Genomic DNA, 21088 nt, shown 5'->3' on the forward strand with positions numbered 1-21088 from the left:
GGCTGACGCCTCACGGGGTCGTCGCGAAGGAACCCCTTGCCACAATGCTGGATTGATCCTTCGTCTTTGTCAAGGAAAGAGCGGCGCCGGGGGACCGCGCCTACTGCGCCGTCCAGCCGCCATCCATCGGCAAAGTCGTGCCGGTAATCTGCCTGGCCGAGTCCGAGCACAGAAACAGCGTCAGCGCGGCGAGCTCCTCCACGGTGACGAATTGCTTCGTCGGCTGTGCCGCCAGGAGCACGTCGCGCTTGACCTGTTCCTCGGTCATGCCGCGCGCCTTCATCGTGTCGGGGATCTGCCTTTCGACCAGTGACGTCCAGACATAGCCGGGCGCGATGGCGTTGACGGTGATGCCGTCCTGCGCGACTTCCAGCGCTACCGTCTTGGTCAGACCCGCTATGCCGTGCTTGGCCGAGACGTAAGCCGACTTGAACGGCGAGGCGACCAGTGCATGCGCCGACGCGGTGTTGATGATGCGGCCCCATTTGCGCGCCTTCATGCCGGGCACCACGGCCTTGATCGCGTAAAAGGCGGCAAGCAGATTGATGCGGATGATGGCTTCCCACTTGTCGTCGGGAAACTCCTCGATTGGCGCGACATGCTGTATCCCGGCATTGTTGACCAGAATGTCGAGGCTGCCTAAGGCCTGCTCGGCTTCGCGCACCATGGCGGTCACCGCTGCGCCGTCCATCATGTTGGCGCCGGAGTAGCGGCACTGGACGCCGAAATCCTTCTCGATGCCGGCGCGCTCCTGTTCGATCGCCGCGGCTTCGCCAAGGCCGTTGATCGTGACGTTGGAGCCCTCGGCGGCAAGGGCGCGGGCAATGGCCAGGCCAATGCCGCTGGTCGATCCGGTGACGAGCGCATTCTTCGAAGAAAGGGAACCCATGGAGATCTCGCGACTGTTAGGAGGACTACAAAGGCACATAGTTTGTGCGCCGCAACATGACAATGCCATAACCATATGCCGGCGCCATCACAGCCCTAAAACGCGCTTTGCAGGCCTCGCCGAGCGCCGTCTCAAGGCTGACACGTCAAGGCTGGCACGGCAGTGTTATGGTGCGGCGCAACATAGTCGGCCGCGCATTCGCGCAGTCATTCCTGAAGCATCGATCCAACGAATCAGGGGGGCTGTAGCTTGAAATCGCCGATGTCGTGATGCGTGCCTATGCCATGCCGCTCACTAACCGTCCTTTCCGCCCGGCCCGTATCGCTTCTTCGACCGCGACGCCCTAAGCTATCCCGCAATCTCCAGTAGGGCCGATACCAGCAAGTGGCGTTCGTCGGCGGACAGCACGTCGGAATCGAAGAGGTTCATGCTGCGCAGCCCTTCGATGGCCAGAAAGCAGACCAGCAGCGTCTTGAGGTCCGGCGTCTCGCTCTTCAGCCGCTGCAGCAGCTGTGACTTGAAGGCTTTTATCGGCGTCAGGAAATCCGGATCCTCGGCGATCGCCGAGAATATCCACGAAGCCGTCGGCTTCGGCTCCTCACAATCATCCGCCGAGAGCCGGATATAGGTGGCGAGCAGGCTCTCGCCGCTGGCGCCGGCGACACGGCCCGATTCCAGCGCCAGCTCGAACGCGCGCAGGTAATTCTCCACCAGGCCCTGCATCAGTTTGGCCTTGGTCGGAAAGTTATATAACAGGCCGCCTTTCGACACGCCGGCGCGGCTGGCGACGGCGTCAAGCGACAGGCTGCCGGGACCGGTCTCGCGTGCGACATCGGCGGCGGCGGCGAGTATCTTGTCGCGCGAATTTGCCCTTTGGGTCTTCATCGATCCCTTCCCCCGCACCAGCCTAGGCGGAATTGACAAGACCGTCCAGACGGTACAGTAAGTTCGCCGTCATTTGTAATCGGGACCTGGCGTCGATAAGTGTCCCGCTATTCGGCTATTTTGCCGGACACCGGCCGAGGGGACAGTTCGTGAAGCGCTTCATCTCTATCACCGCAATTCTGCTTCTGCTCGCTCTGGTGTGCGTCGGCGTTGTCGGCTTCAACCTGTTCCGCGACAACGCTATCAAACAGTATTTCGCCACCATGAAGCCGCCGGCGACGACCGTATCGACGGTTGTCGTCAAGCCTTCCGACTGGACGCCGGGCGTCGAGGCGATCGGCACGGTACGCGCCGTGCGCGGTGTCGACCTTACCGTCGAGACCAGCGGCATCGTCAAGGACATCCTTTTCCATGCCAACCAGAAGGTGCCGGTCGATTCGGTCCTGCTGCAGCTCGACGATGCCGTCGAACGCGCGGATCTGGTCGCGGCCAAGGCGCAGTCCGTGTCCGACAAGACGGCGCTCGAACGCGCGCTGGAGCTGCAGCGGCGCGGCGTCGGAACGGATGCCACGCTCGACACCGCTCAAGCCGCTGCATCGGCCTCCGCCGCGCAGGTCAACAAGCTGCAGGCCGTGCTCGATCAGAAGCAGCTGACGGCGCCGTTCGCCGGCACCGTGGGCATCCCCAAGATCGACCTCGGCCAATATCTCTCGCCCGGCAACGCAGTGGTGACCTTGCAGGATCTGGACACCATGCGGGTCGATTTCTCGGTACCCGAACAGCAGCTGCCGCTGCTCAAGATAGGCCAGGCGGTGCGGCTCGGCCTCGGCGGCACCGGCGGCGGCGCCGACATGCCGTTTGCCGGCTCCATTCGCGGCATCGATCCCAAGATCGACGCTTCAAGCCGCCTGGTGTCCGTCCGCGGCGAGGTCGCCAACCCTGACGGCAAGCTGACGCCCGGCCAGTTCGTCCAGGTTCGCGTCGAGCTGCCGCAGGAGAAAAACATTCTGTCCTTGCCGCAGACGGCATTGACGTCGAGCCTCTATGGCGACTTCGTCTTCGTCGTCGTTCCGGCGAAGCCGGCGGAAGGCGCCCCAGCCGCGAAACCCGAGGAAAAGCCTGCCGCGGGGGCCGACGCAGCAAAGCCGGCGGCAGATGCAAAGCCGGCAGACGCGAAACCGGCTGCCGAAGACGCCGCGGCGAAGCCCGCGGACAAGCCGGCTGTCGACCCCGCGAAGCCCGCGGCAGAACCGGAAAAGCCGGCGCTCGTGCTGTCGCAGGTGTTCGTGAAGCCCGGCCGCCGCAACGACGGCATGGTCGAGATCATCGAGGGCATCAAGGCCGGTGACGAGGTCGTCACCGCCGGTCAGAACCGTCTCTTCAACGGCATGTCCGTCGCTGTCGACAACACCATTGACCCCAGCAAGTCGGCTAACCAGCAGGCTCAGCAATGAACTTTTCCGACATCTTCATTCGCCGGCCGGTCCTCTCCACCGTCCTCGCCTGCATGATCCTGCTCCTGGGTTTCCAGGGCATCTTCAACCTGTCGATCCGGCAGTATCCCAAGGTTGACGAGACGGCGATCACCATCACCACCGCCTATCCCGGCGCCAGCGCCGACCTGATCCAGGGCTTCATCTCCGCCCCGATCGCGCGGGCCGTCGCCTCGACCGAGAACATCGACTACGTCACCTCGTCCAGCCGGCCGTCTTCGAGCACCGTGGTCGTCCAGATGAAGCTCGGCTCCAATCCGGATGTCGCGCTCACCGAGGTCCTGTCGAAGGTGCAGGGCGTACGCGGCACCTTGCCGGATGCATCCAAGGACCCGGTCATCGTCAAGGGTACCGGCCAAGAGTTCGCGATGATGTACATCTCGATGCAGAATCCGAACATGAGCAAGGAGCAGCTCACCGAATATATCGAGCGGGTGGTGCGGCCGCGCATGTCGACGGTCGAAGGTGTCGCCGACGTGCAGATCTTCGGCGCCGAGGAATATTCGATGCGGGTCTGGATCGACCCGGTCAAGCTTGCTGCGCGTGGCGTCACCGCCGCCGAAGTGCTGGCGGCGATCAACAACTCCAACTTCCTGTCGGCGCCCGGCAACACCGAGAACGAATATGTCGTCTCCTCGATCACGGTTCGCTCGACGCTGCAGACGCCTGAGGCCTTTGCCGAGCTTCCGCTGCGCTCGACGGACGGCCAGGTGGTGCGCTTGCGCGACGTGGCGCGAGTCGAGCTTGCCGCCGAGAGCACCGACACGAGGGTGAGCTTCAATGGCAAGCCCGGCACCTTCCTCGCCATCTTCCCGACGCCGGCCGCCAACCCGCTGACAACGGCGGAGGCGATCCACAAGATCGTGCCTTTGATTCAAGAGACGCTGCCGAAAGGCATGACCATCGAAATCGTCTACGATTCCACCGAACAGATCAGCGCCTCGATCGATGAAGTGTTCAAGACCATCGCCGAAGCCGTCGCCATCGTCGTCGTGGTCATCCTGTTGTTCCTCGGCTCATTCCGCTCGGTGATGATGCCGATCGTGACCATCCCGCTGTCGCTGGTTGGCGTCTGCTTCCTTTTGTTTGCGGTCGGCTATTCGATCAACCTTCTGTCGCTGCTGGCCATGGTGCTGGCCATCGGCCTTGTCGTCGACGACGCTATCGTGGTGGTGGAGAACATCCATCGCCACATGGAGGAGGACCACATGTCGCCGATGCAGGCGGCCTTCAACGGCATGCGCGAGATTTTCTCCGCCATCGTGGCCATGACCATCACGCTCGCCGCCGTGTTCGCGCCGCTGGCCTTCACCGGCGGCCTGACCGGCGCGCTGTTCCGCGAGTTCGCGGTGACGCTCGCCGGTTCGGTGGTGCTGTCCGGCCTCATAGCCGTCACCATCACGCCGATGATGGCGGCGCGTCTGCTCAAGGCGGGATCGCACAGTCGCTTCCAGCGCGTCGTCGACGGAACCTTCAGCCGTGTCGAGCATGTCTATGAGCGGGCGGTCACCGCCTCCTTGAGAAATCGACCGGTGACGCTGCTGATGGTCGTGGCGCTGGTTGCGCTCACCGGCTTCATGTTCACCAAGACCTCGAGCGAACTGGCGCCGGAAGAGGACCAGGGCTTCCTCTTGTCTATCGTGACGGCACCGCGCTACGCGACCTCGGACTACACCGAGACCTACGTCAACCAGATCCTCGGCCTGGTGAAGGACATTCCCGAAACCAGGGCGCAATTCTCCGCCGTTGCCTTTGGCGGCGCCACCAACGGCGCCTTTGTCGGCTTCGCCTTCAAGGATTGGGCCGAGCGCCAGCGCAACTCAAAGGAGCTTCAAGCCGATATCCAGGGACGCCTCGGCAAGGTGGCCGGCGTCGAGGCCTTCGTCTTCGCGCCGCCGACGCTGCCGGGCTCCGGCGGCGGCCTGCCGATCTCCATGGTGGTGCGCTCGACCGGTGGTTCCGCCGAGGTCTACGAGGCGGCCGAGCAGATTAAGAACAAGGCGCAGGCCTCCGGCCGCTTCATCGTCGTGCAAAACTCGATGTCCTTTGACGCTCCGCAGGTGACGGTGACCATCGACCGCGACCGCGCGGCGGCTCTCAACCTGCCGATCGCCGACATCGGCCAGACGCTGACGCTGCTGGTCGGCGGCGCCGAAGTGGCTCAGTTCGACCGCGACTCCAACAGCTACGACATCATCCCGCAGGTGCCGAAGGAATTCCGCGACAATCCCGAGAAGCTCGGCGAATATTTCGTGCGTAGCGTGACCGGCGAAATGGTGCCGCTTTCAGCGGTAGTGAAGATTTCGACCAACGCCGCGCCGGCCGCGATCGAGCAGTTCAACCAGCTGAACTCGGCGACGATATCAGCGCTGCCGCTTCCCGGCGTCACCACGGGCGACGGGCTGCAGACCCTGGAGAACCTTGCCAAGGAGAGCCTGCCCGATACCTTCTTCATCGATTATTCCGGCCAGTCCCGGCAGGAGAAGGAGCAGGGCAACACGATCCTTATCGCGTTCGCAGCCGCCGTAATCGTCATCTATCTGGTGCTGGCGGCGCAGTTCGAAAGCTTCCGCGACCCGCTGATCATCATGATGGCGGTGCCACTGTCGATCTTTGGCGCCATCGTGCCGCTCAATCTGGGGCTTGGAACGCTCAATATCTACACGCAGGTCGGCCTGATCACACTGATAGGTCTGATCACCAAGCATGGCATTCTTCTGGTCGAGTTCGCCAACCAGCAGCGCGAGCTGCATGGCATGAGGCGGCGCGATGCGATCGTCGCCTCGGCCAAGGTGCGCTTGCGGCCGATCCTGATGACGACAGCGGCGATGGCGCTCGGCGTCGTGCCGCTGATCGTGTCCAGTGGTGCTGGTGCGGCGGCGCGCTATTCGATGGGCCTCGTGATCTTCACCGGCATCCTGGTCGGAACCATGTTCACCCTGTTCGTGGTGCCGATGTTCTACACCTTCATCGCCAGCAAGGACCTGCCGCACCACGCCGAAAAGCCAGACCCGAAGCTGATGCCGGTGCACGCGGACTGAGCTGCGAACGGCGTTAGCGAACAAACGAAAAGAGGCCGGAAATTTCCGGCCTCTTTTTTGACTGGATTGATTTACCGCGAAGCTCTGATGGAGCTTCAGGCGGGAACTTGCGGTGCGGCATGACCTGGCCGGCTGCGCTGCACCATCGCTCCAAACGCAGTCTGCTACTTGACGATGACGATGCTGGTGTTGGTCGGGCCGAAGGTTTCGACCAACTGGTAGAAGTCGGCGGCATTGTCGGGATGCAGCCGCACGCAGCCATGCGACGCCGGCCGTCCCAGCCGCTTGATGGCGTTGGTCGCATGCACGGCGTAGCCGCCGCTGAAGAAGACCGAATGCGGCATCGGCGCGTTGTCGTATTTCTTCGAATGCCACATCTCGTGCATGCGGGTCGGCTTGAACGAGCCGGTCGGCGTGACATGCGCACTGTCGCCGGTCGAGACCTTCCAGGCGAAAGTCGGCCGGCCATCGACCAGCACTTCCATGGTCTGCTGCGACAGCGAAACACGCGCCACGATCTGGTTTGCCGCGGCATGGGCGGTGCTGTTGGCGGTGCCAAGCAGAAGCGCGGCGCCGCCGGCTGCGGCGGTGACGTTGATGAGTTTGGCGGAAATGGCTTTGTACATGATGGCTCCTCTTTGCCGGTCCTGCCGGCGTCAATTCGGTGGCCGCCTTATCCCCGCGCCATGTTTCAGACTGACTTCGCTGAGGCTCGTTTGTGTTTCGAATCTGTTTCCTCTGGTTAACAAGCAAGGTGGACAAGGGAAGCGTGCTCCGCCTTCGCTGCGCACTCCCGATCACGCACCGCGCCCCCAAACGAAAGTGCTGATGTCCTTATATGAAAGAAGATTGGCTTCGCTCGAAACCGACTTGCAACAAAGCGCGGCCTGGGCGGCATGATCTGGTTACAGGCTCGCGGCACAGTCATCCCAACGAGAACAGCCGGCGCCAACGAAAATGAGCATCAAATCGACCACCCTGTCCTGGCTCTTCAGGATAAGCATCGCCGCATTTGTCGTCGGCGGCATCGGCACAGTAGCCGGCACCCCGATGACGAAACTGGCGGTGATGAATTCGGGTGAGATTTCGACGCTGCATGCCGCGCTGTTCATAGCCTTGGTCTGGATTGTCTCCAGTCTGCGCATCAACCGTCTCAGGGCCCTCTGGCGGGTCGGCCTCGGGTTGAAGTGGATGCGCGGCCCCTCCGGCAACTTGCTGCCGAGAGGACCGAAGGCCCGCGTCGCAACGGGGGGCTCCGTGGGCGACGCGGGCACTTCGGGTTTATCCTGAAGCACCCGCGGTTCTGATTTTTGGGGACAACCGATGAAGACGAAATCTGCAGCCTCCGTGCTTTCGGTACTGCTCTATGCACAAGGCCTGCTCGGCTTTGCCGGTCTCGCCACGGTTCTCCTGAAGGACCGCGCGCATGCCGCCAGCGAAATCGTAGTCGCCAGCGAATTGCCGTCGGGACCATCGCTTCTGGTGGTGCGCTGACGCCTATGCATGGCGCCCGAGATTGCGCAGCTTTTTTGGGCGAGCCGAGGAACAATCCAGCCTCCCGACCCTCAGTCGGCGCGCTGCGTCGGCGGGTCGAACCGGTAGCCTGCGCCGCGTATAGTTGTGATGGTTTCGGTGTCGAGCTTGCGGCGCAGCCGCACGATGCGCGAATCGATCGAGCGGTCGAAGGCATCGGCATTTTCGGCGGGCGCCGCCGCAATGATGTCGTCGCGCGTCAGCACCTTGCGCGGGCTGGCCAGAAACAGCCTGAGCAGCGCCACCTGGCCCGGCGACAGCTGTTCTTCCGTACCCGAACGGTGCATGACGATGGCCGACCGCAAATCGACGGTGGCATTTTCCAGCACGATCAGTTCCTGGGCGGACCTGCCGCGCCGCGTCAGCAGGCCGCCGATGCGCGCGGCAAGCTCCCTGACATTGAGCGGACTTTCGACGACATCTGCGGCGCCAAGCTCGAGCGCCAGCACCTTGTCGACCAGATCGGCCGGCCGGCAGATCAGGATGAAATCCGGCCCCGCCTTCCCGTCCGCGCTCTGGCCGCCGCCATAACGCCTGAGCAGGTCCCGCCCTTCCGCCTGGCTGAGGCTGTCGCCGACGATGACGATATCGATGCCTCCGGCCGAAAGCAGGGATTCAGCTTCCCAGGGCTGCCGCGCCTCGCGCACGTCATGGCCGCGCCGGTCGAGATGATCGGCAAGATCGCCGGCCACCACATCGGCGACGGAAACCAGCGCGATGACGGATCGTGCAGCCATGTTTTTCTTCCCGTTCCCCCGCAACCGGATATGAGTGCTGGACATCATGTTTATACCCAATCTACTTTCCGCTGAAAGCGGGAGCGAGGCCATAGTGCGGGCACGGATTGTCATCGTCGAGGACGAGCCCGATCTCCGGGACGCGGTCGCCGAGTATCTCGGCGCCAACGGCTACGATGTGACCCAGGCCGGAAGCGCGGCCGAGGCGCGCGCCTTGCTGGAGACGGAATCGTTTCATTTGGCCATTCTCGACATCGCCATGCCGGGCGAGGACGGACTGTCGCTCGGCCGCTGGCTGCGCTCGAAAATACCGGTCGGCATCATCTATGCCACGGCTGCCGGCACCGCACTCGACCGCATTGTCGGGCTGGAGCTTGGCGCCGACGACTACATCGTCAAGCCCTACGAGTTGCGTGAGGTGCTGGCTCGTGTGCGCAGCGTGCTGCGCCGCGTTCCGCAGCCGAGCCCGCCCCAGGCGGCGAAGACACAAGCCGATGGCGGCCGCCGCCTGACCTTCGGCCCGTTCCAGGCCGACCTCGACGGCAGGCTTGTCACCGGCGCCAACGGCGCCGTCATCGACATGGCCAAGAGCGAGTTCGATGTGCTGGAGGTTTTCCTGACCCGCGCCAACCGGCTGTTGACGCGATCGGCGATCTCCGAGGCGATTGGTTTTGTTGAGGATCCTGAATCGTCGCGCGCCGTCGACATTCGCATCATGCGGCTGCGCAAGAAGATCGAAACCGATCCGGCCAATCCGAAATTTTTGCGCACAGTGCGCGGCGAAGGCTATATCTTCTCGCTGCCGACCGGTGACGGGCACTAGAGCAATTACAGGAAAAGTGTACGCGGTTTTCCGCCCGGAATTGCGTAAAAAACAAAGAGATAGAGGCTTCTCCGTTTCCGTGAAACGGTGAAACGCTCTAGCAATTCCAGGAACAGTGCGTAGCGATTTCCGTTCGGGATTACATTGAAACATGGAGCGTTTCACCTTTTTCGTGAAATGCTCCATAGCTGCCTAATTCGACGGCCCTTTACTGATGGCTGACATGACCGCTGAACCAGCACCACGTATGGACCCGCAAGGCGCTCGCCAGAGCGCCGCGATGGCGGCTGTGCGCGTCGTCCGCCGGTTGCGCGATGCCGGCGACTGGCAGCGCGAGATGGAAACCATCCTCGAAACGCTCTGCAGCGCCATGAATTGCCAGCGCGGCATCCTGTTCAGGCTGCGCGAATTGCCCGGCCAGGGCTTCGCCCAATCGGTCGCCGCCTACTGGATCGATCCTCGCTTCGGCGGCGAACTGGCTTCGCCGACGGTGATCATGCAGTCGATCGTCGATACCGATCCGCTGCTGGAGCGGATTGGAGAGGACGAGCGGCAAGGCAAGATCTTCGCCGGCCATACGCGCGATCTCGACGGGTTCCTCAGGGCCGATTTCGAAAAGCAGCACATCAAGTCGTTCCTGTCGGTATCGGTGTTCGCGCACGGTCATCTGTGGGGCACGTTCGCGGTCAATGACTGCCTAAACGAGCGCGAATGGACCGAAGAGGAAGAGGCGACGATGCACATCATCGCGCTCGCCATCGGCGACGCCATCGAGCACTCGCCGTCCGACGCCCATGCCAGCGAAGTCATCCGCCGCACCATGCTGCAGGCGTCGCTCGACGCCATCATCGTCATCGACGAGACCGGCTCGATCATCGAATTCAATCCGGCCGCCGAAAAGATGTTCGGCTATCAGCGCAGCGACATCCTCGGCAAGGACCTGCTCGATACCGTGGTGCCGGAATATTACCGCAAGGGCTATGTCTCGGGCGCCGAATACATGTCTGGCCGCGGCGCGCCGATGGTTGGCCAACGGCTTGAGACCGTGACACAGAATGCGGCCGGCGAGGTGTTTCCCATCGAATTGACGGCGACCGAGATGCGGGTGGCTGACCGTCAGCTCATCTTCGGTTCGATCCGCGATCTGCGCGATAAGCTGCGCGCCGAAGAAGAGATCAACCGCCAGCGCGAAAAACTGCACCAGAACGAGAAGATGGCGGCGATGGGTTCACTGCTGGCCGGTGTTTCGCACGAGCTCAACAACCCGCTCGCCGTGGTCGTTGCGCAGTCGACGCTGCTGCATGAATTCGCCACCGACCCGCAGACCAAGGTTCGCGCCGAGAAAGTGCGCGCCGCTGCCGAGCGCTGCGGCCGCATCGTCAAAAGCTTCCTGTCGATGGTGCGCCTGCATCCGGCGGCGCAGGCCGAGACCGATCTCAACCAGGTGATCCGCGCCGCACTCGAAGTAACCGCCTATGGCGCACGCTCGAGCGGCATCATCATCGACACCGATTTCGCGCCCGGCCCGCTGCTGGCGATGGCCGATGCCGACCACGTCACGCAGGTGGCCGCCAATTTCCTGATCAACAGCCAACACGCTCTGGCCGGTATCGGCGGCGACCGCCTGATCAAGGTGCGGACATTCCGCAGCGATCGCGGCAACCCCGGGTTTTCGGTCGAGGACAACGGACCGGGCATTCCCGAGGCGATCCGCAGCCGCATCTTCGAATCCTATTTCACCACCAAGCCGGTCGGCGTCGGCACCGGCATCGGCCTGTCGATCTCGAAATCGATCGTCGAGCGCCACAACGGCAATATCTGGTTCGAGGAGGTGCTGCCGCGTGGCGCGCGCTTCGTCGTCCAGCTGCCGGTAATCACCGGCGGCGCGGCAGCAGCCGGCGACAGCCCGGCTCGTTCCAGCGGCTTGCGCCATGCGCTGATCATCGACGACGAACCCGACGTCGCCGGCTCCCTCTCCGACATCCTGGAACTGATGGGTATCAAGTCGCGGGTCGTGCCGGCCTGGACGTCGGCGGCGGCGACCTTGACCGGCCACATGCCGCCAGACATCGTCTTTTCCGACTTGCGCATGCCCGGCACCAGCGGCATTGCCATCTACCGCGAATTGCTCGCCGACAACCTGGCGCTGGCCAAACGCTTCGTGCTGGTCACCGGCGACCTGATCGGCGCCAAGGCCGAGATCGAAGCCTTGCCGGCGCCGCAGCGCCCGCAAATCCTGGAAAAGCCGTTCTCGACGCTGGACGTCCGCGGCGTACTCTCGGCAATAGCCGACCAGGTCGCCGCCGCCGGCTAAGTTTTCGGAAGCACCCATGTAGGGTCTATCGAGATTCGGGTCAGGCGGAGTCGAGAATGGTGGTTCCCGAGAACCGGAGCGGAGCGCACTTGAAGTACGCGAGCACCGGAAGCGCAGGGAACCTCCATGCGCAGGCCGGCCTCACCCGAATATCGATAGGCCCTAAAAAAGAGGCTCCCGACCGAGGGAAGCGGCGGGAGCCAAGAACGAGCGCGGGAGGAAGCGCTCGGGAGGTTCAGAAAACGTTGGGTGTCGTGGTCAGCGGCGCTGCGTTGGCGATCATGCGGACGGCACGCGCCTTGTGCACGCCGGACTGGGCGGCGATGACGCGCAGGCACTCCGCGCTCTCGGCGCCCCAGGCCTGACCCTGGCAGGCAAAATCGATTTCCGGCTCCGGCAGCCGGGCGGTCTTGATGGTGGTCGGCGCGCCCTGGACAACATTGGCCGGCGGGTTGAGCGAAGCAAAAGCCGGACCGGAAGCCGGTGTCAGGAACATGACGGCCAGAGCGCAGGCGCCCAGCATGGAGAACATCGCAACCGGATGGTCGCTGGCGCGCTGACGCAGTGCCAGTTTGGCGCGTCGTTCGTTGCTAGTGATCTCGACTTTCGTATGCATTGCTGCTCCCCTTCGTTTTCTTATGAAAAGAACCTAAGCGCGCCTGGTAACGGGCGAATGATGCGCTTGGCTTGCCCGCGTAACAGGTTTGAAACAAGAAATTCGGGCATATCCGGACAGATCCGGTTATGTGCCGACGGCAAGATGCGTTTGCGAAGCTGTTTCATGCGGGCAATCAAATGTTGACGACAGGCGGGCCGCGAACGCACCAAGCCCGCTTCCTGTCGGCCGCACTATGAACAAGCTCACACTGCGGATCGAATTTGCGGACGCCAGGTATTTTCGTCTCGGAGCGGGCCGTGTTTGCAAGCTCGGCACGGCCAAATCCGCATGCCGGACAGCTATTTCACGCCCCCGGTTAACGCCCGGATATTCCGGGATTTTCTGGCTTTCAGCTGGTCCTGTTGTGCCGACTTGAAAAGTTGAGATTTCTACAAGCCATTGCATTTCAATGTAAAATATGGTTTTATTGAATGAGTATTCAATAAAAGAAGAGCTTTTTTATGAACCCGCATCTCCGTGACGTGGCGATCCCCAATGATTGGGACCGGCGGGGTCTGCCGGGCTGGAGTTATCACTCCGACGCGCTTCTCGAACTTGAGAAGGAATACGTCTTCCGCAACCATTGGCAGATCGCCGGCCATGTCTGCGACGTGCCGAATGCCGGCGACTATCTGACTATGGACGTGGTCGGCGAGCGGGCGCTCATCGTGCGCGGCAAGGACGGCGTCGTGCGCGCCTTCAACAACATGTGCCGGCATCGCGGCAGCCGCGTCGTCGCCGACAGCCAGGGCACCTGCAAGAACGCGCTGGTCTGCCCGTTCCATGGCTGGGTCTACAATCTCGACGGCACGCTGCGCGGCGCCGCCCGGCCGCGCTCCTTCCCCGAGCTCGACAAGACCGAATTCGGCCTGATGCCGCTCGACCTTGAGATATGGATGGGCTTCATCTTTGTCCGCTTTCGCAAGGGCGGCCCGCAGCCTTCGGTGGCCGAACTGTTGAAGCCGATCGAGGCCGAGATGGCACACTACAACGTGGCCGAGATGGTGCCGTCCTGGGGCATCTGGACACAGAAAACGCCGGTCAACTGGAAGTCGGTGCGCGACGTCGACAATGAAGGCTACCACGTCGCCATGGCGCATCCGGCGCTGCAGGATCTCTACGGCTCGACCTATTTCGACGAGCCGTTCATCAACGGCGTGTCGCGCTCGTTTGCCACCTACAATCCGCATGCCGGCCGGCGCTGGAGCGTGCGCGAATACATCAAGCTCACGCCCGATGCCTCACACCTGCCGGAGCATCTGCGCAGGGCCTGGATCTATTACGGCATCTTCCCCAACAACGCGCTGTCGATCATGCCGGAATCGGTGCAGTTCTATCAGGAGTTCCCGCTGTCGACCGGCGAGACGCTGCTGCGCGGCGCCATCTACCGCTACCCCGACGAGACCCGGGAACAGGCGGCCGCCCGCTATCTCGCCTACCGCATCGACCGCGATACCATGAACGAGGACGTGCAGCTTTCCGTCTGGTCAAACGAGTCCATGATCTCGGAGGCCTTCGAGGGTTTTTATCTCTCCGACCTCGAATACGGTGTGCGCACCCACCACGACCATCTGCGCAAGCAGATCCCGGTGCTGGGCCTGGAGACGGCGCCGGAGGAGAAGGACATGTGGAACCTCAATGAGGCTATGCGCTCGCAGGTGTAGGGGCGGAACTGCCAGTCACCCCTGCCACACGCCCTCTTTGCGCAGATCATCCATGGTCCGCGAAATGCCTTCGCGCAGGACCGCCACCATGTCGTCGATCTGCTCTCGCGTGATGATCAGCGGCGGCGACATCACGCACATGTTGATCAGCGGCCGGACCAGGAGGCCGAGTTCGTGGCAATGCGCGTCGATGCGCTTGCCGACATCCTTGTCGAGCTGCAGCGGATCCTTGCTTTCGCGGTCGGCTACGCACTCGACGCAGCCCATCAGGCCCATGCCGCGGACTTCGCCAACCAGCGGCAGTTCCTCCAGCGTCTTCAACTGCGCCTGGAAATAGGGCGCGACATCGCGCGTGTGGGCCAGCACGCTGTCTTCCAGGATATCGAGGTTCTTCAGCGCCACCGCGCAGCCGATGGGATGACTGGTATAGGTCAGGCCATGGCCGAACATCGCATCGGGATGGTTGGAACGGCGCATTTCCTGAAGCAGCCGCTCCGAGATGATGACGCCGCCAAGCGGGAAATAGCCTGATGTAACGCCCTTGGCGAAGGTGATCATGTCGGGGTCGATGCCGAAGCCATCGCCGGAGGCAAAGACATGGCCGAGCCGCCCGAAGCCGGTCACCACCTCATCGGAGATATAGAGGATATCGTTGTCCCTGCAGATTTCGCGAATGCGCTTGAGATAGCCATCCGGCGGCACGACGACGCCGCCGGATGCCTGCACCGGTTCGCCGACGAAAGCACCGATCTTCTCTGCGCCGACGCGGGCGACCGTATCGCGAAACTGCTCGACCAGGAAATCGCAGAAGGCGGCGATGTCAATGCCTTTCGGCCGCCGGAACGGGTCTGGCGAGGACAGTTTGACGACCAGATCGTCGGCGCCGTCCATCCAGTCGCGGTCGCGCGGCCGGCCGTTGAGCGAGGCCGACAGATAGGTCGAGCCGTGATAGGCGCCGCCGCGGCTGAGGATCAGCTTTTTTTCCGGCCGCCCGCGCACATTGTTGTAGAACTGCATGAAGCGCAGTGCCGTCTCGACAGCCGACGATCCGCCGGTGGTGAAGAAGGTATGGCTGAGATCGCCCGGCGCATGATCGGCGAGGCGCTTGGCGAGCTCGGCCGACGGCGCATTCATCGTATACCAGGGCGTGTTGTAGGACAGCATCATCGCCTGGTCGTACATCACCCTGGCCAGCTCCTCGCGGCGGTGGCCGACATTGATGCACCACATGCCGGCCGGCCCGTCGATCAGTCGCTTGCCTGTTACATCGGTGATGTAGATGCCATCGCCCTCGCCAATCAGCGCACGCGCTTCATTGCCGACCGAGCCGGCATAAGGCCAGGGCTGGATGAGATGGCGCTTGGCCAGCTCGACCGCATCGCCACCGTCAGCCATTTCCATCGCTCTTAGGTCTCTTGCAGCCGCCATCATTGCCTCGCATCGTCTGAGCGTAATTTCACCGGACAGAAAGCGAAGCGCCACGGGCAGGAAAGCCGGCTTTCTTCACTTCATTTTGAATGTCCGTTCAATCAATATTACAGAAATAGCGCTTGATTTCAATGCACGGATGCGCTCATGATGAAAGAAAGCCGGCAAGCTTGGAGCGCAACCAGCAAAGCGCGCTCCGCAAAAATTGGGAACAGGCAGCCGGCCCGGTCGATGGGAGCATCATGGCGGAACAGTTCGAGCCAGCAACCGAGATCACGCCCGGGTCGCTGCAATGACGGTAGCTGCCGAAGGGGTGCCCACGCGGCGCATGACGCGAGCAAGGCGAAACGCCCTTCTGCAGTCCGAGTCCGTCCAGGGCCTTGCCCTGATCAGCCCGACCTTGGTCTACGCTTTGATCCTGCTGCTGGTGCCGATCCTGGTGGTCTTCGCCCACTCCTTCTGGACGCAGAACTACCTCACCATCGACCATACATTCACGCTGGAGAATTATCGCATCGCGCTGACCGAGCCGATCTACCGCGATCTGCTCTGGCGCTCGCTCTGCATTTCCCTGACGGTGAGCTTTTTCACCGTCATCCTCGCCTATCCGATCGCCTATTTCATCTCGTTCCATGGCGGTCGCCACAAGAGCCTGTGGCTGTTCCTGATCACCATCCCGTTCTGGACCAGCTATCTCCTGCGCGTGATGTCATGGAAAGTCATCCTCGGCTATAATGGCGTGCTGAATTCCGGCCTGATGGCCCTCGGCATCGTCGACGAACCATCGACCGCGCTACTCTACAATTCCAGCGCCGTCATCATCACGCTCACACACGCCTGGGCGGCCTTCGCCATCCTGCCGATCTTCGTTTCGCTCGAGAAGGTCGACCGCACCTTGGTCGAGGCTGCCACCGATCTTGGCGACGGCCCGCTGCGCTCCTTCCTGCGCGTGACGCTGCCGCTGTCGGCGCCGGGCGTCATCTCGGCCGCTCTCATCGTCATGATCCCCACCGTCGGCGACTACGTCACCCCAAGGCTGGTCGGCGGCAAGGATGGCGTGATGATCGCCAATGCCATCGAGTCGCAGTTCCATAAGGCCTCCAACTGGCCACTCGGCGCGGCACTGTCCGTGACCACCATGCTGGTCGTGACGCTGATGGCGGGCGCCACCGTGCTCATCATCCGCGCGCTGCAGAGGCTGGCGCGATGACGGCGAGGCGGCGCCTTTTTCCCGGCGGCTGGCTGTCCGCCTACGCCTTCCTCTACGTCGTCTTTCTCTATCTGCCGGTGATCTTCCTGCCGATCTTCTCGATCAACACCGCGCCGACGCCGAAATTTCCTCTCACCGGCTATACGCTGAAATGGTACCAAGACCTGCCGACGACGCCGGCGCTGCTTGACGCCGCCTGGAACAGCCTGATCGTCGGTATCTCGGCATCGGTGCTGGCGACGCTGCTCGGCATCCTCGCCGCCCGCTCGATCACCCGCTACCGCTATCCCGGCCGCCGCACAATCAATGGCCTGATCATGGCGCCGCTGGTGCTGCCGGAAATCATCCTCGCCATCTCCATGCTGCTGGTCATGCTGCAACTGGGCTTAAGCCTTTCGCTGTTCACCGTCGTACTCGGCCATGTCCTGATCTGCATTCCCTATTCGATGACGGTGCTGACCGCCGGTTTCGAGGGCTTCGACCGCAGCCTCGAAGAAGCCTCCGCCGATCTCGGCGAGAGTGCCTTCGGCACCTTCCGGCGGGTGACGCTACCGATGGTGGCGCCGGCGATCATTTCCAGCCTCCTGGTCTGCTTCACCATCTCGCTCGACGAGTTCGTCATCGCTTTCTTCCTGACCGGCACCGAGACGACGCTGCCGATCTATATCTGGGGCCAGTTGCGCTTTGCCGCCAAGCTGCCGGGTGTGTTGGCGCTGGGCACGCTGCTGCTGGTTGCCTCTTTCGTTTTGATGACCGTTGCCGAGATCCTGCGCCGCCATGCGGCCAGACGCACCCAGAGCGAGGGAGGCCTCTATGCCTGAGCAGTCCCGGGCCGAACGGCCTCAGGATGAGCCATCCAAGCAAGATAATTCCGAGCGGGCCCAATCTGATCGACCCCAAACCGACCGGGCAATGATCGAAATCCGCAGCGTTACCCGCAGCTATGGGGCGTTCAAGGCGCTCGACGACGCCTCGCTGACCATCAAGGAGGGCGAGTTCTTTTCGCTGCTCGGCCCTTCCGGCTGCGGCAAGACCACGCTGCTGCGCATGATTGCCGGTTTCGACAACCCGACCAGCGGCTCGATCTCGGTCGGCGGCCAGTCGATGGAAGGCATCCCGGCCAACCGCCGGCCGACCAACATGGTATTCCAGAGTTATGCCATCTTCCCGCATCTCAATGTCGAGCAGAATGTCGCCTATGGGCTGAAACGGCTCAGGCTGGGAGGAACGGAAGAAAAGCGCCGCGTCGAGGAAGCGCTGGCGCAGGTGTCGCTCACCGGCCTCGGCAAACGCCTCGCCACCGAGCTTTCCGGCGGCCAGCGCCAGCGCGTGGCGCTCGCCCGCGCCTTGGTGATGCGGCCCAAGGTGCTGCTGCTCGACGAGCCGCTGTCGGCACTCGACAAGAAATTGCGCGAGCAGATGCAGGTCGAACTGCGCCGCCTGCAGCAGGCGGTCGGCATCACCTTCGTGCTGGTCACCCATGACCAGTATGAGGCGCTCGCTATGTCCGACCGCATCGCCGTAATGTTCGGCGGCAAGATCGCCCAGGTCGCCTCGCCCAAGGAAATCTACCAGCGGCCGGTCAACCGCCAGGTCGCCGATTTCCTCGGCGGCATGAATTTCGTAAAAGCGCAGATCGTCGAGGAGAGCAGCGCCTCGCTGGTCGTCGACACGCTGGGCTTCGGCCGGGTCAGGACCGACAAGCCGAAGGCCTTCGTGCGCAATGGCGGCGGCGCCACTCTGGGCATCAGGCCGGAGCGATTGCGCGTGCTGTGGGACAATGCGACGGCGAAATTCGAAGTGGCCGGCAAGGTGGTCGAACGCCACTATTTTGGCGAGATCACCCACCTGATCGTCGAGATACCCGGATTGGAAAAGCCACTGTCGGTCACCGAGACCAACGACTTCGGCGCCGACGATATCCCCGTCGGCACTTCGATCCGCCTCGGCTACGATCCCGAGGCCCTGGTGGCGATGGCGGACTGAGCATGATCCCGAAAAGTGGGAACCGGTTTTCGGAATAAGATCATGCTCCACTAAGAATTTTAAGTTCCGTCGCGATCTGTTTGGCTGCGATCCGCCCCATCACGATGGCGCCTTCGACATAGCCCGGGAATGACGGCGACAGTTCCGACGATGCGAAATGAACAGGATCTGCGCCGGCACGGATCGTGCGCTCGGCATCCCGTGCCGTCACATCGACAATAAGGTCGCTGTAGGCGCCGCCGCTCCAGCGGTCATCGATCCAGTCGCGCTGGCTGAAATCGACAATGTCGGCTGCCTCCGGCCCAAGGGCATCAACGAGCCTTGCCGTGACCTCCGCACGCAACGCCGCGTCCGCGAGCGGACGCCAATGCAAGGCCAGCGGTCCGCCGACGAAGACGACCAGCGCAGCATGTTGCGCATCCTTGCTGGCGTCACAAGCGAACAGGCCCGGCAGGTCGCGCCACATCACCATGCCGCAGAGGTCGCGCTTGCGCCAGAACGGCGTGGGATAGCGCACCAGGATCTTGATCACCGCACCGCTTTCCCAGACGCCGAGCGCCTTTGCGAGAGCTGGCGGCAGAGCGGGCGCGAAATCCAGCTTCGCGGCCCTCGCCGGCGGCAGCGCGACCAGCACTCTTCGCGCTTCGATGGCGCTGCCTGCCGAGACGGCACGAACCCCTTGCGGCCCGTGCTCGATGCGCGTAACCGGCTCGTTCAGCCGAACGCTATCGCCGAGATCTCCCGCCATGTCCTCGGCCAGCGACTGCATGGTTTCGAGCAGCGAATATTGCAGCTCGGGCACCTCGTTGGTGATGCGGCGGTCATTGTCGATGAGGTACCACAGCGGCACCTTGTCCATCGCCAGGCACCACAGGCCTTCGATCATCGAGCGGAAAGCCGTCTTGGCGTCAGTGGGATCATGCTGGCATTCGAGCCAGGCGGCAGCGCTCATGCCGGCGATCGAGGGATCGTCCGGCTCGATCGCATTCATCCGCTCGCGGATTGCCATCGCGCCATGATAGGTCCGTTCGGCCTCTTCGACCGACAGCGATGGATGGGTGATGAAATCGCCATTCACATAGGTTTCGACGAAGGCCTTGCCACGGGACGCGGCCAGCGCCGTCACCTCCGGCATGTCTTCGCAGAAAAACTGGCCGCCGCTGTCGATGCGCTCGCCAAGCCCGTTGCGAATAGCCTCGACCCTGCCGCCGACGCGGTCGCGTGCTTCGAGCAGCACGACATCGATGCCGGCCTTTCTCAGCTCAAGCGCAGCCGACAGGCCCGTGAAACCGGCGCCGACGATGACGACATCGGTTCTTTCAGTCCTGTCGCTCAATAGCCGGCCTTGATCTTCTCGAATTCCGTGACCATGCGCTGCTTGAGCTCAGGCGGCACCGGCTGCTGGAACAGCGTCTTGTCCAAGAACTTGTCGAGATTGTCGAAGCCACGGTCGCTCAGCACCTGATGGTCGATCGCGGCCATCCCGGCGCTGTTGCCGTGGCCGTAGCCGAAGGTCTTGACCAAGTAATCGGACACGGCATGCGCGTTGACCGCACTGAGGAAATCATAGGCCTGATCGAGCTTGCCCGGCGCATCCTTCATCAGCACATAGCCGCACACCCAGGTGGATATGCCTTCCCTCGTGTCGCGGTTCATGGCGATCGGCATGCCTTGGCCCTTGAGCGTCACGAAGGTCTCATTCCAGCCCCAGACGAGGTCGACCTCATTGCCGGTAAAGGCCTGGTTGAGGTCGGTGTCGTCGGTCCAGTAAAAGCGGACGTTCTTGTGGACGTCACGCAGGAAGGCGGACGCCTCCTGGAACTGCGCGTCGGTCATCTTGGTCCAGTCCTTGAGGCCGATGACCAGGCTGGCCAGCGCATAGGCGTCATCGACATTGTCGCCGATGGTGACGCGGCCCTTGAATTTGGGATCGGCGAAAATCTTCAGCGACTGCGCTTCCTCCGCCGTGACCTTGTCGGTGCGGTAGAGCAGCGAAGTGTTGCCCCAGTCGAACGGCATGAACCAGGCCTTGCCGTCGGCGGTGACGGCGAGATCCTTCATCGCCATGATGCCGGGATTGAGATCCTGCCAGCCGGCGATCCGGGAGGTGTCGAGCGGCTGCAGAATGCCGGCCGCGCGCCACTTGGTCACGCTTTGCGAGCAGGGGTGGGCGATGTCGGCCTTGAAGCCGGCGCGCATCTTCTGGAACGCTTCCTCCTCGTCGCCGAAGAAAGCAAAGGTCGGCTCGGCGCCGTATTTGGCGGTGTAGTCAGGGTGCAGCAACGGATCTTCATAACCCGACCAGTCGAACACGACGAGGTCTCCGCCGCCTTCGGCATAAGCAAGCACGGCGCCTGCGCCGACCGTAAGGGCGGCAGCAAGAGCAAGGCGGCGAAGCATGGAATTCATGGCGCGAAACTCCTCATC

General features: G+C 62.8%; 18 protein-coding genes. 10 read left to right on the top strand and 8 right to left on the bottom strand.

The features are described from left to right. Window positions 1–100: 100 nt before the first annotated feature. Entirely contained in the window at window positions 101–889 is a 789-nt protein-coding gene (locus AC3EMP_RS00715) for a 3-hydroxybutyrate dehydrogenase (RefSeq protein ID WP_023670056.1), read from the bottom strand. Window positions 890–1237: 348 nt separating this feature from the next. Continuing rightward, entirely contained in the window at window positions 1238–1774 is a 537-nt protein-coding gene (locus AC3EMP_RS00720) for a TetR/AcrR family transcriptional regulator (protein WP_023670057.1), read from the bottom strand. Window positions 1775–1923: 149 nt separating this feature from the next. Here AC3EMP_RS00720 and AC3EMP_RS00725 point away from each other — a divergent pair, with 149 nt between their 5' ends. Both AC3EMP_RS00725 and AC3EMP_RS00730 read left to right on the top strand, forming a co-directional pair. Beyond that, window positions 1924–3228 carry an efflux RND transporter periplasmic adaptor subunit gene (locus tag AC3EMP_RS00725; protein ID WP_023670058.1) on the top strand — a complete coding sequence of 435 codons (1305 nt, stop codon included), beginning with the start codon at window positions 1924–1926 and terminating at the stop codon, window positions 3226–3228. Beyond that, complete coding sequence (locus AC3EMP_RS00730; RefSeq protein WP_023696405.1) at window positions 3225–6308, top strand: efflux RND transporter permease subunit; 3084 nt, start codon at window positions 3225–3227, stop codon at window positions 6306–6308. The genes AC3EMP_RS00725 and AC3EMP_RS00730 overlap by 4 nt, the downstream gene beginning before the upstream one ends. A 164-nt stretch (window positions 6309–6472) precedes the next feature. Here AC3EMP_RS00730 and AC3EMP_RS00735 read toward each other — a convergent pair whose 3' ends face one another. Next, window positions 6473–6934 (bottom strand): L,D-transpeptidase, encoded by a 462-nt coding sequence (locus tag AC3EMP_RS00735; protein WP_023683946.1) that lies wholly within the window; start codon window positions 6932–6934, stop codon window positions 6473–6475. A 331-nt stretch (window positions 6935–7265) separates the two neighbouring features. Between AC3EMP_RS00735 and AC3EMP_RS00740 the strand changes: the two genes are divergently transcribed. Continuing rightward, window positions 7266–7598, top strand: coding sequence for a hypothetical protein (locus AC3EMP_RS00740; protein WP_023670061.1), 333 nt, complete (start codon window positions 7266–7268; stop codon window positions 7596–7598). Window positions 7599–7631: 33 nt separating this feature from the next. Further along, window positions 7632–7802 (top strand): hypothetical protein, encoded by a 171-nt coding sequence (locus AC3EMP_RS00745; RefSeq protein ID WP_023670062.1) that lies wholly within the window; start codon window positions 7632–7634, stop codon window positions 7800–7802. Between the two features lie 71 nt (window positions 7803–7873). On the opposite strand, the gene AC3EMP_RS00750 is transcribed toward AC3EMP_RS00745, so the two are convergent. Further along, window positions 7874–8578, bottom strand: coding sequence for a response regulator transcription factor (locus AC3EMP_RS00750; protein WP_023670063.1), 705 nt, complete (start codon window positions 8576–8578; stop codon window positions 7874–7876). A 94-nt stretch (window positions 8579–8672) separates the two neighbouring features. Between AC3EMP_RS00750 and AC3EMP_RS00755 the strand changes: the two genes are divergently transcribed. After that, complete coding sequence (locus tag AC3EMP_RS00755) at window positions 8673–9401, top strand: response regulator (RefSeq protein ID WP_023670064.1); 729 nt, start codon at window positions 8673–8675, stop codon at window positions 9399–9401. 223 nt (window positions 9402–9624) lie between these two features. Then, a complete protein-coding gene (locus AC3EMP_RS00760; protein WP_023670065.1) occupies window positions 9625–11715 on the top strand; it encodes a hybrid sensor histidine kinase/response regulator in 2091 nt (696 codons plus the stop codon). A gap of 235 nt (window positions 11716–11950) precedes the next feature. Here the strand turns inward: AC3EMP_RS00760 and AC3EMP_RS00765 are convergent, their stop codons facing one another. After that, the gene (locus AC3EMP_RS00765; protein ID WP_023683947.1) at window positions 11951–12331 is read right to left on the bottom strand and encodes a hypothetical protein; all 381 of its coding nucleotides are present in this window, start codon (window positions 12329–12331) and stop codon (window positions 11951–11953) included. A gap of 503 nt (window positions 12332–12834) precedes the next feature. Between AC3EMP_RS00765 and AC3EMP_RS00770 the strand changes: the two genes are divergently transcribed. After that, window positions 12835–14037 carry an aromatic ring-hydroxylating oxygenase subunit alpha gene (locus AC3EMP_RS00770; RefSeq protein ID WP_023696407.1) on the top strand — a complete coding sequence of 401 codons (1203 nt, stop codon included), beginning with the start codon at window positions 12835–12837 and terminating at the stop codon, window positions 14035–14037. Between the two features lie 15 nt (window positions 14038–14052). Here AC3EMP_RS00770 and AC3EMP_RS00775 read toward each other — a convergent pair whose 3' ends face one another. Next, a complete protein-coding gene (locus tag AC3EMP_RS00775) occupies window positions 14053–15465 on the bottom strand; it encodes an aminotransferase (RefSeq protein WP_352712570.1) in 1413 nt (470 codons plus the stop codon). Between the two features lie 292 nt (window positions 15466–15757). On the opposite strand from AC3EMP_RS00775, the gene AC3EMP_RS00780 reads away from it, so the two are divergent. The 3 genes from AC3EMP_RS00780 (at window position 15758) to AC3EMP_RS00790 (ending at window position 18661) form a co-directional block, all read left to right on the top strand. Continuing rightward, window positions 15758–16675 (top strand): ABC transporter permease, encoded by a 918-nt coding sequence (locus tag AC3EMP_RS00780; RefSeq protein ID WP_023696410.1) that lies wholly within the window; start codon window positions 15758–15760, stop codon window positions 16673–16675. Continuing rightward, window positions 16672–17496, top strand: a complete 825-nt coding sequence (locus AC3EMP_RS00785; RefSeq protein WP_352712572.1) for an ABC transporter permease — start codon at window positions 16672–16674, stop codon at window positions 17494–17496. The genes AC3EMP_RS00780 and AC3EMP_RS00785 overlap by 4 nt, the downstream gene beginning before the upstream one ends. A 91-nt stretch (window positions 17497–17587) precedes the next feature. Beyond that, window positions 17588–18661, top strand: coding sequence for an ABC transporter ATP-binding protein (locus AC3EMP_RS00790; RefSeq protein WP_023696411.1), 1074 nt, complete (start codon window positions 17588–17590; stop codon window positions 18659–18661). A 40-nt stretch (window positions 18662–18701) separates the two neighbouring features. Here AC3EMP_RS00790 and AC3EMP_RS00795 read toward each other — a convergent pair whose 3' ends face one another. Together AC3EMP_RS00795 and AC3EMP_RS00800 are read right to left on the bottom strand one after the other, a co-directional pair. Beyond that, window positions 18702–19997: a flavin monoamine oxidase family protein gene (locus AC3EMP_RS00795; RefSeq protein WP_023715004.1), complete on the bottom strand. Its 1296-nt coding sequence runs from the start codon at window positions 19995–19997 to the stop codon at window positions 18702–18704. Then, complete coding sequence (locus AC3EMP_RS00800; RefSeq protein WP_023690122.1) at window positions 19994–21070, bottom strand: extracellular solute-binding protein; 1077 nt, start codon at window positions 21068–21070, stop codon at window positions 19994–19996. The genes AC3EMP_RS00795 and AC3EMP_RS00800 overlap by 4 nt, the downstream gene beginning before the upstream one ends. Window positions 21071–21088: the final 18 nt, after the last annotated feature.

The sequence above is a fragment of the Mesorhizobium sp. P160219 genome (assembly GCF_057786095.1).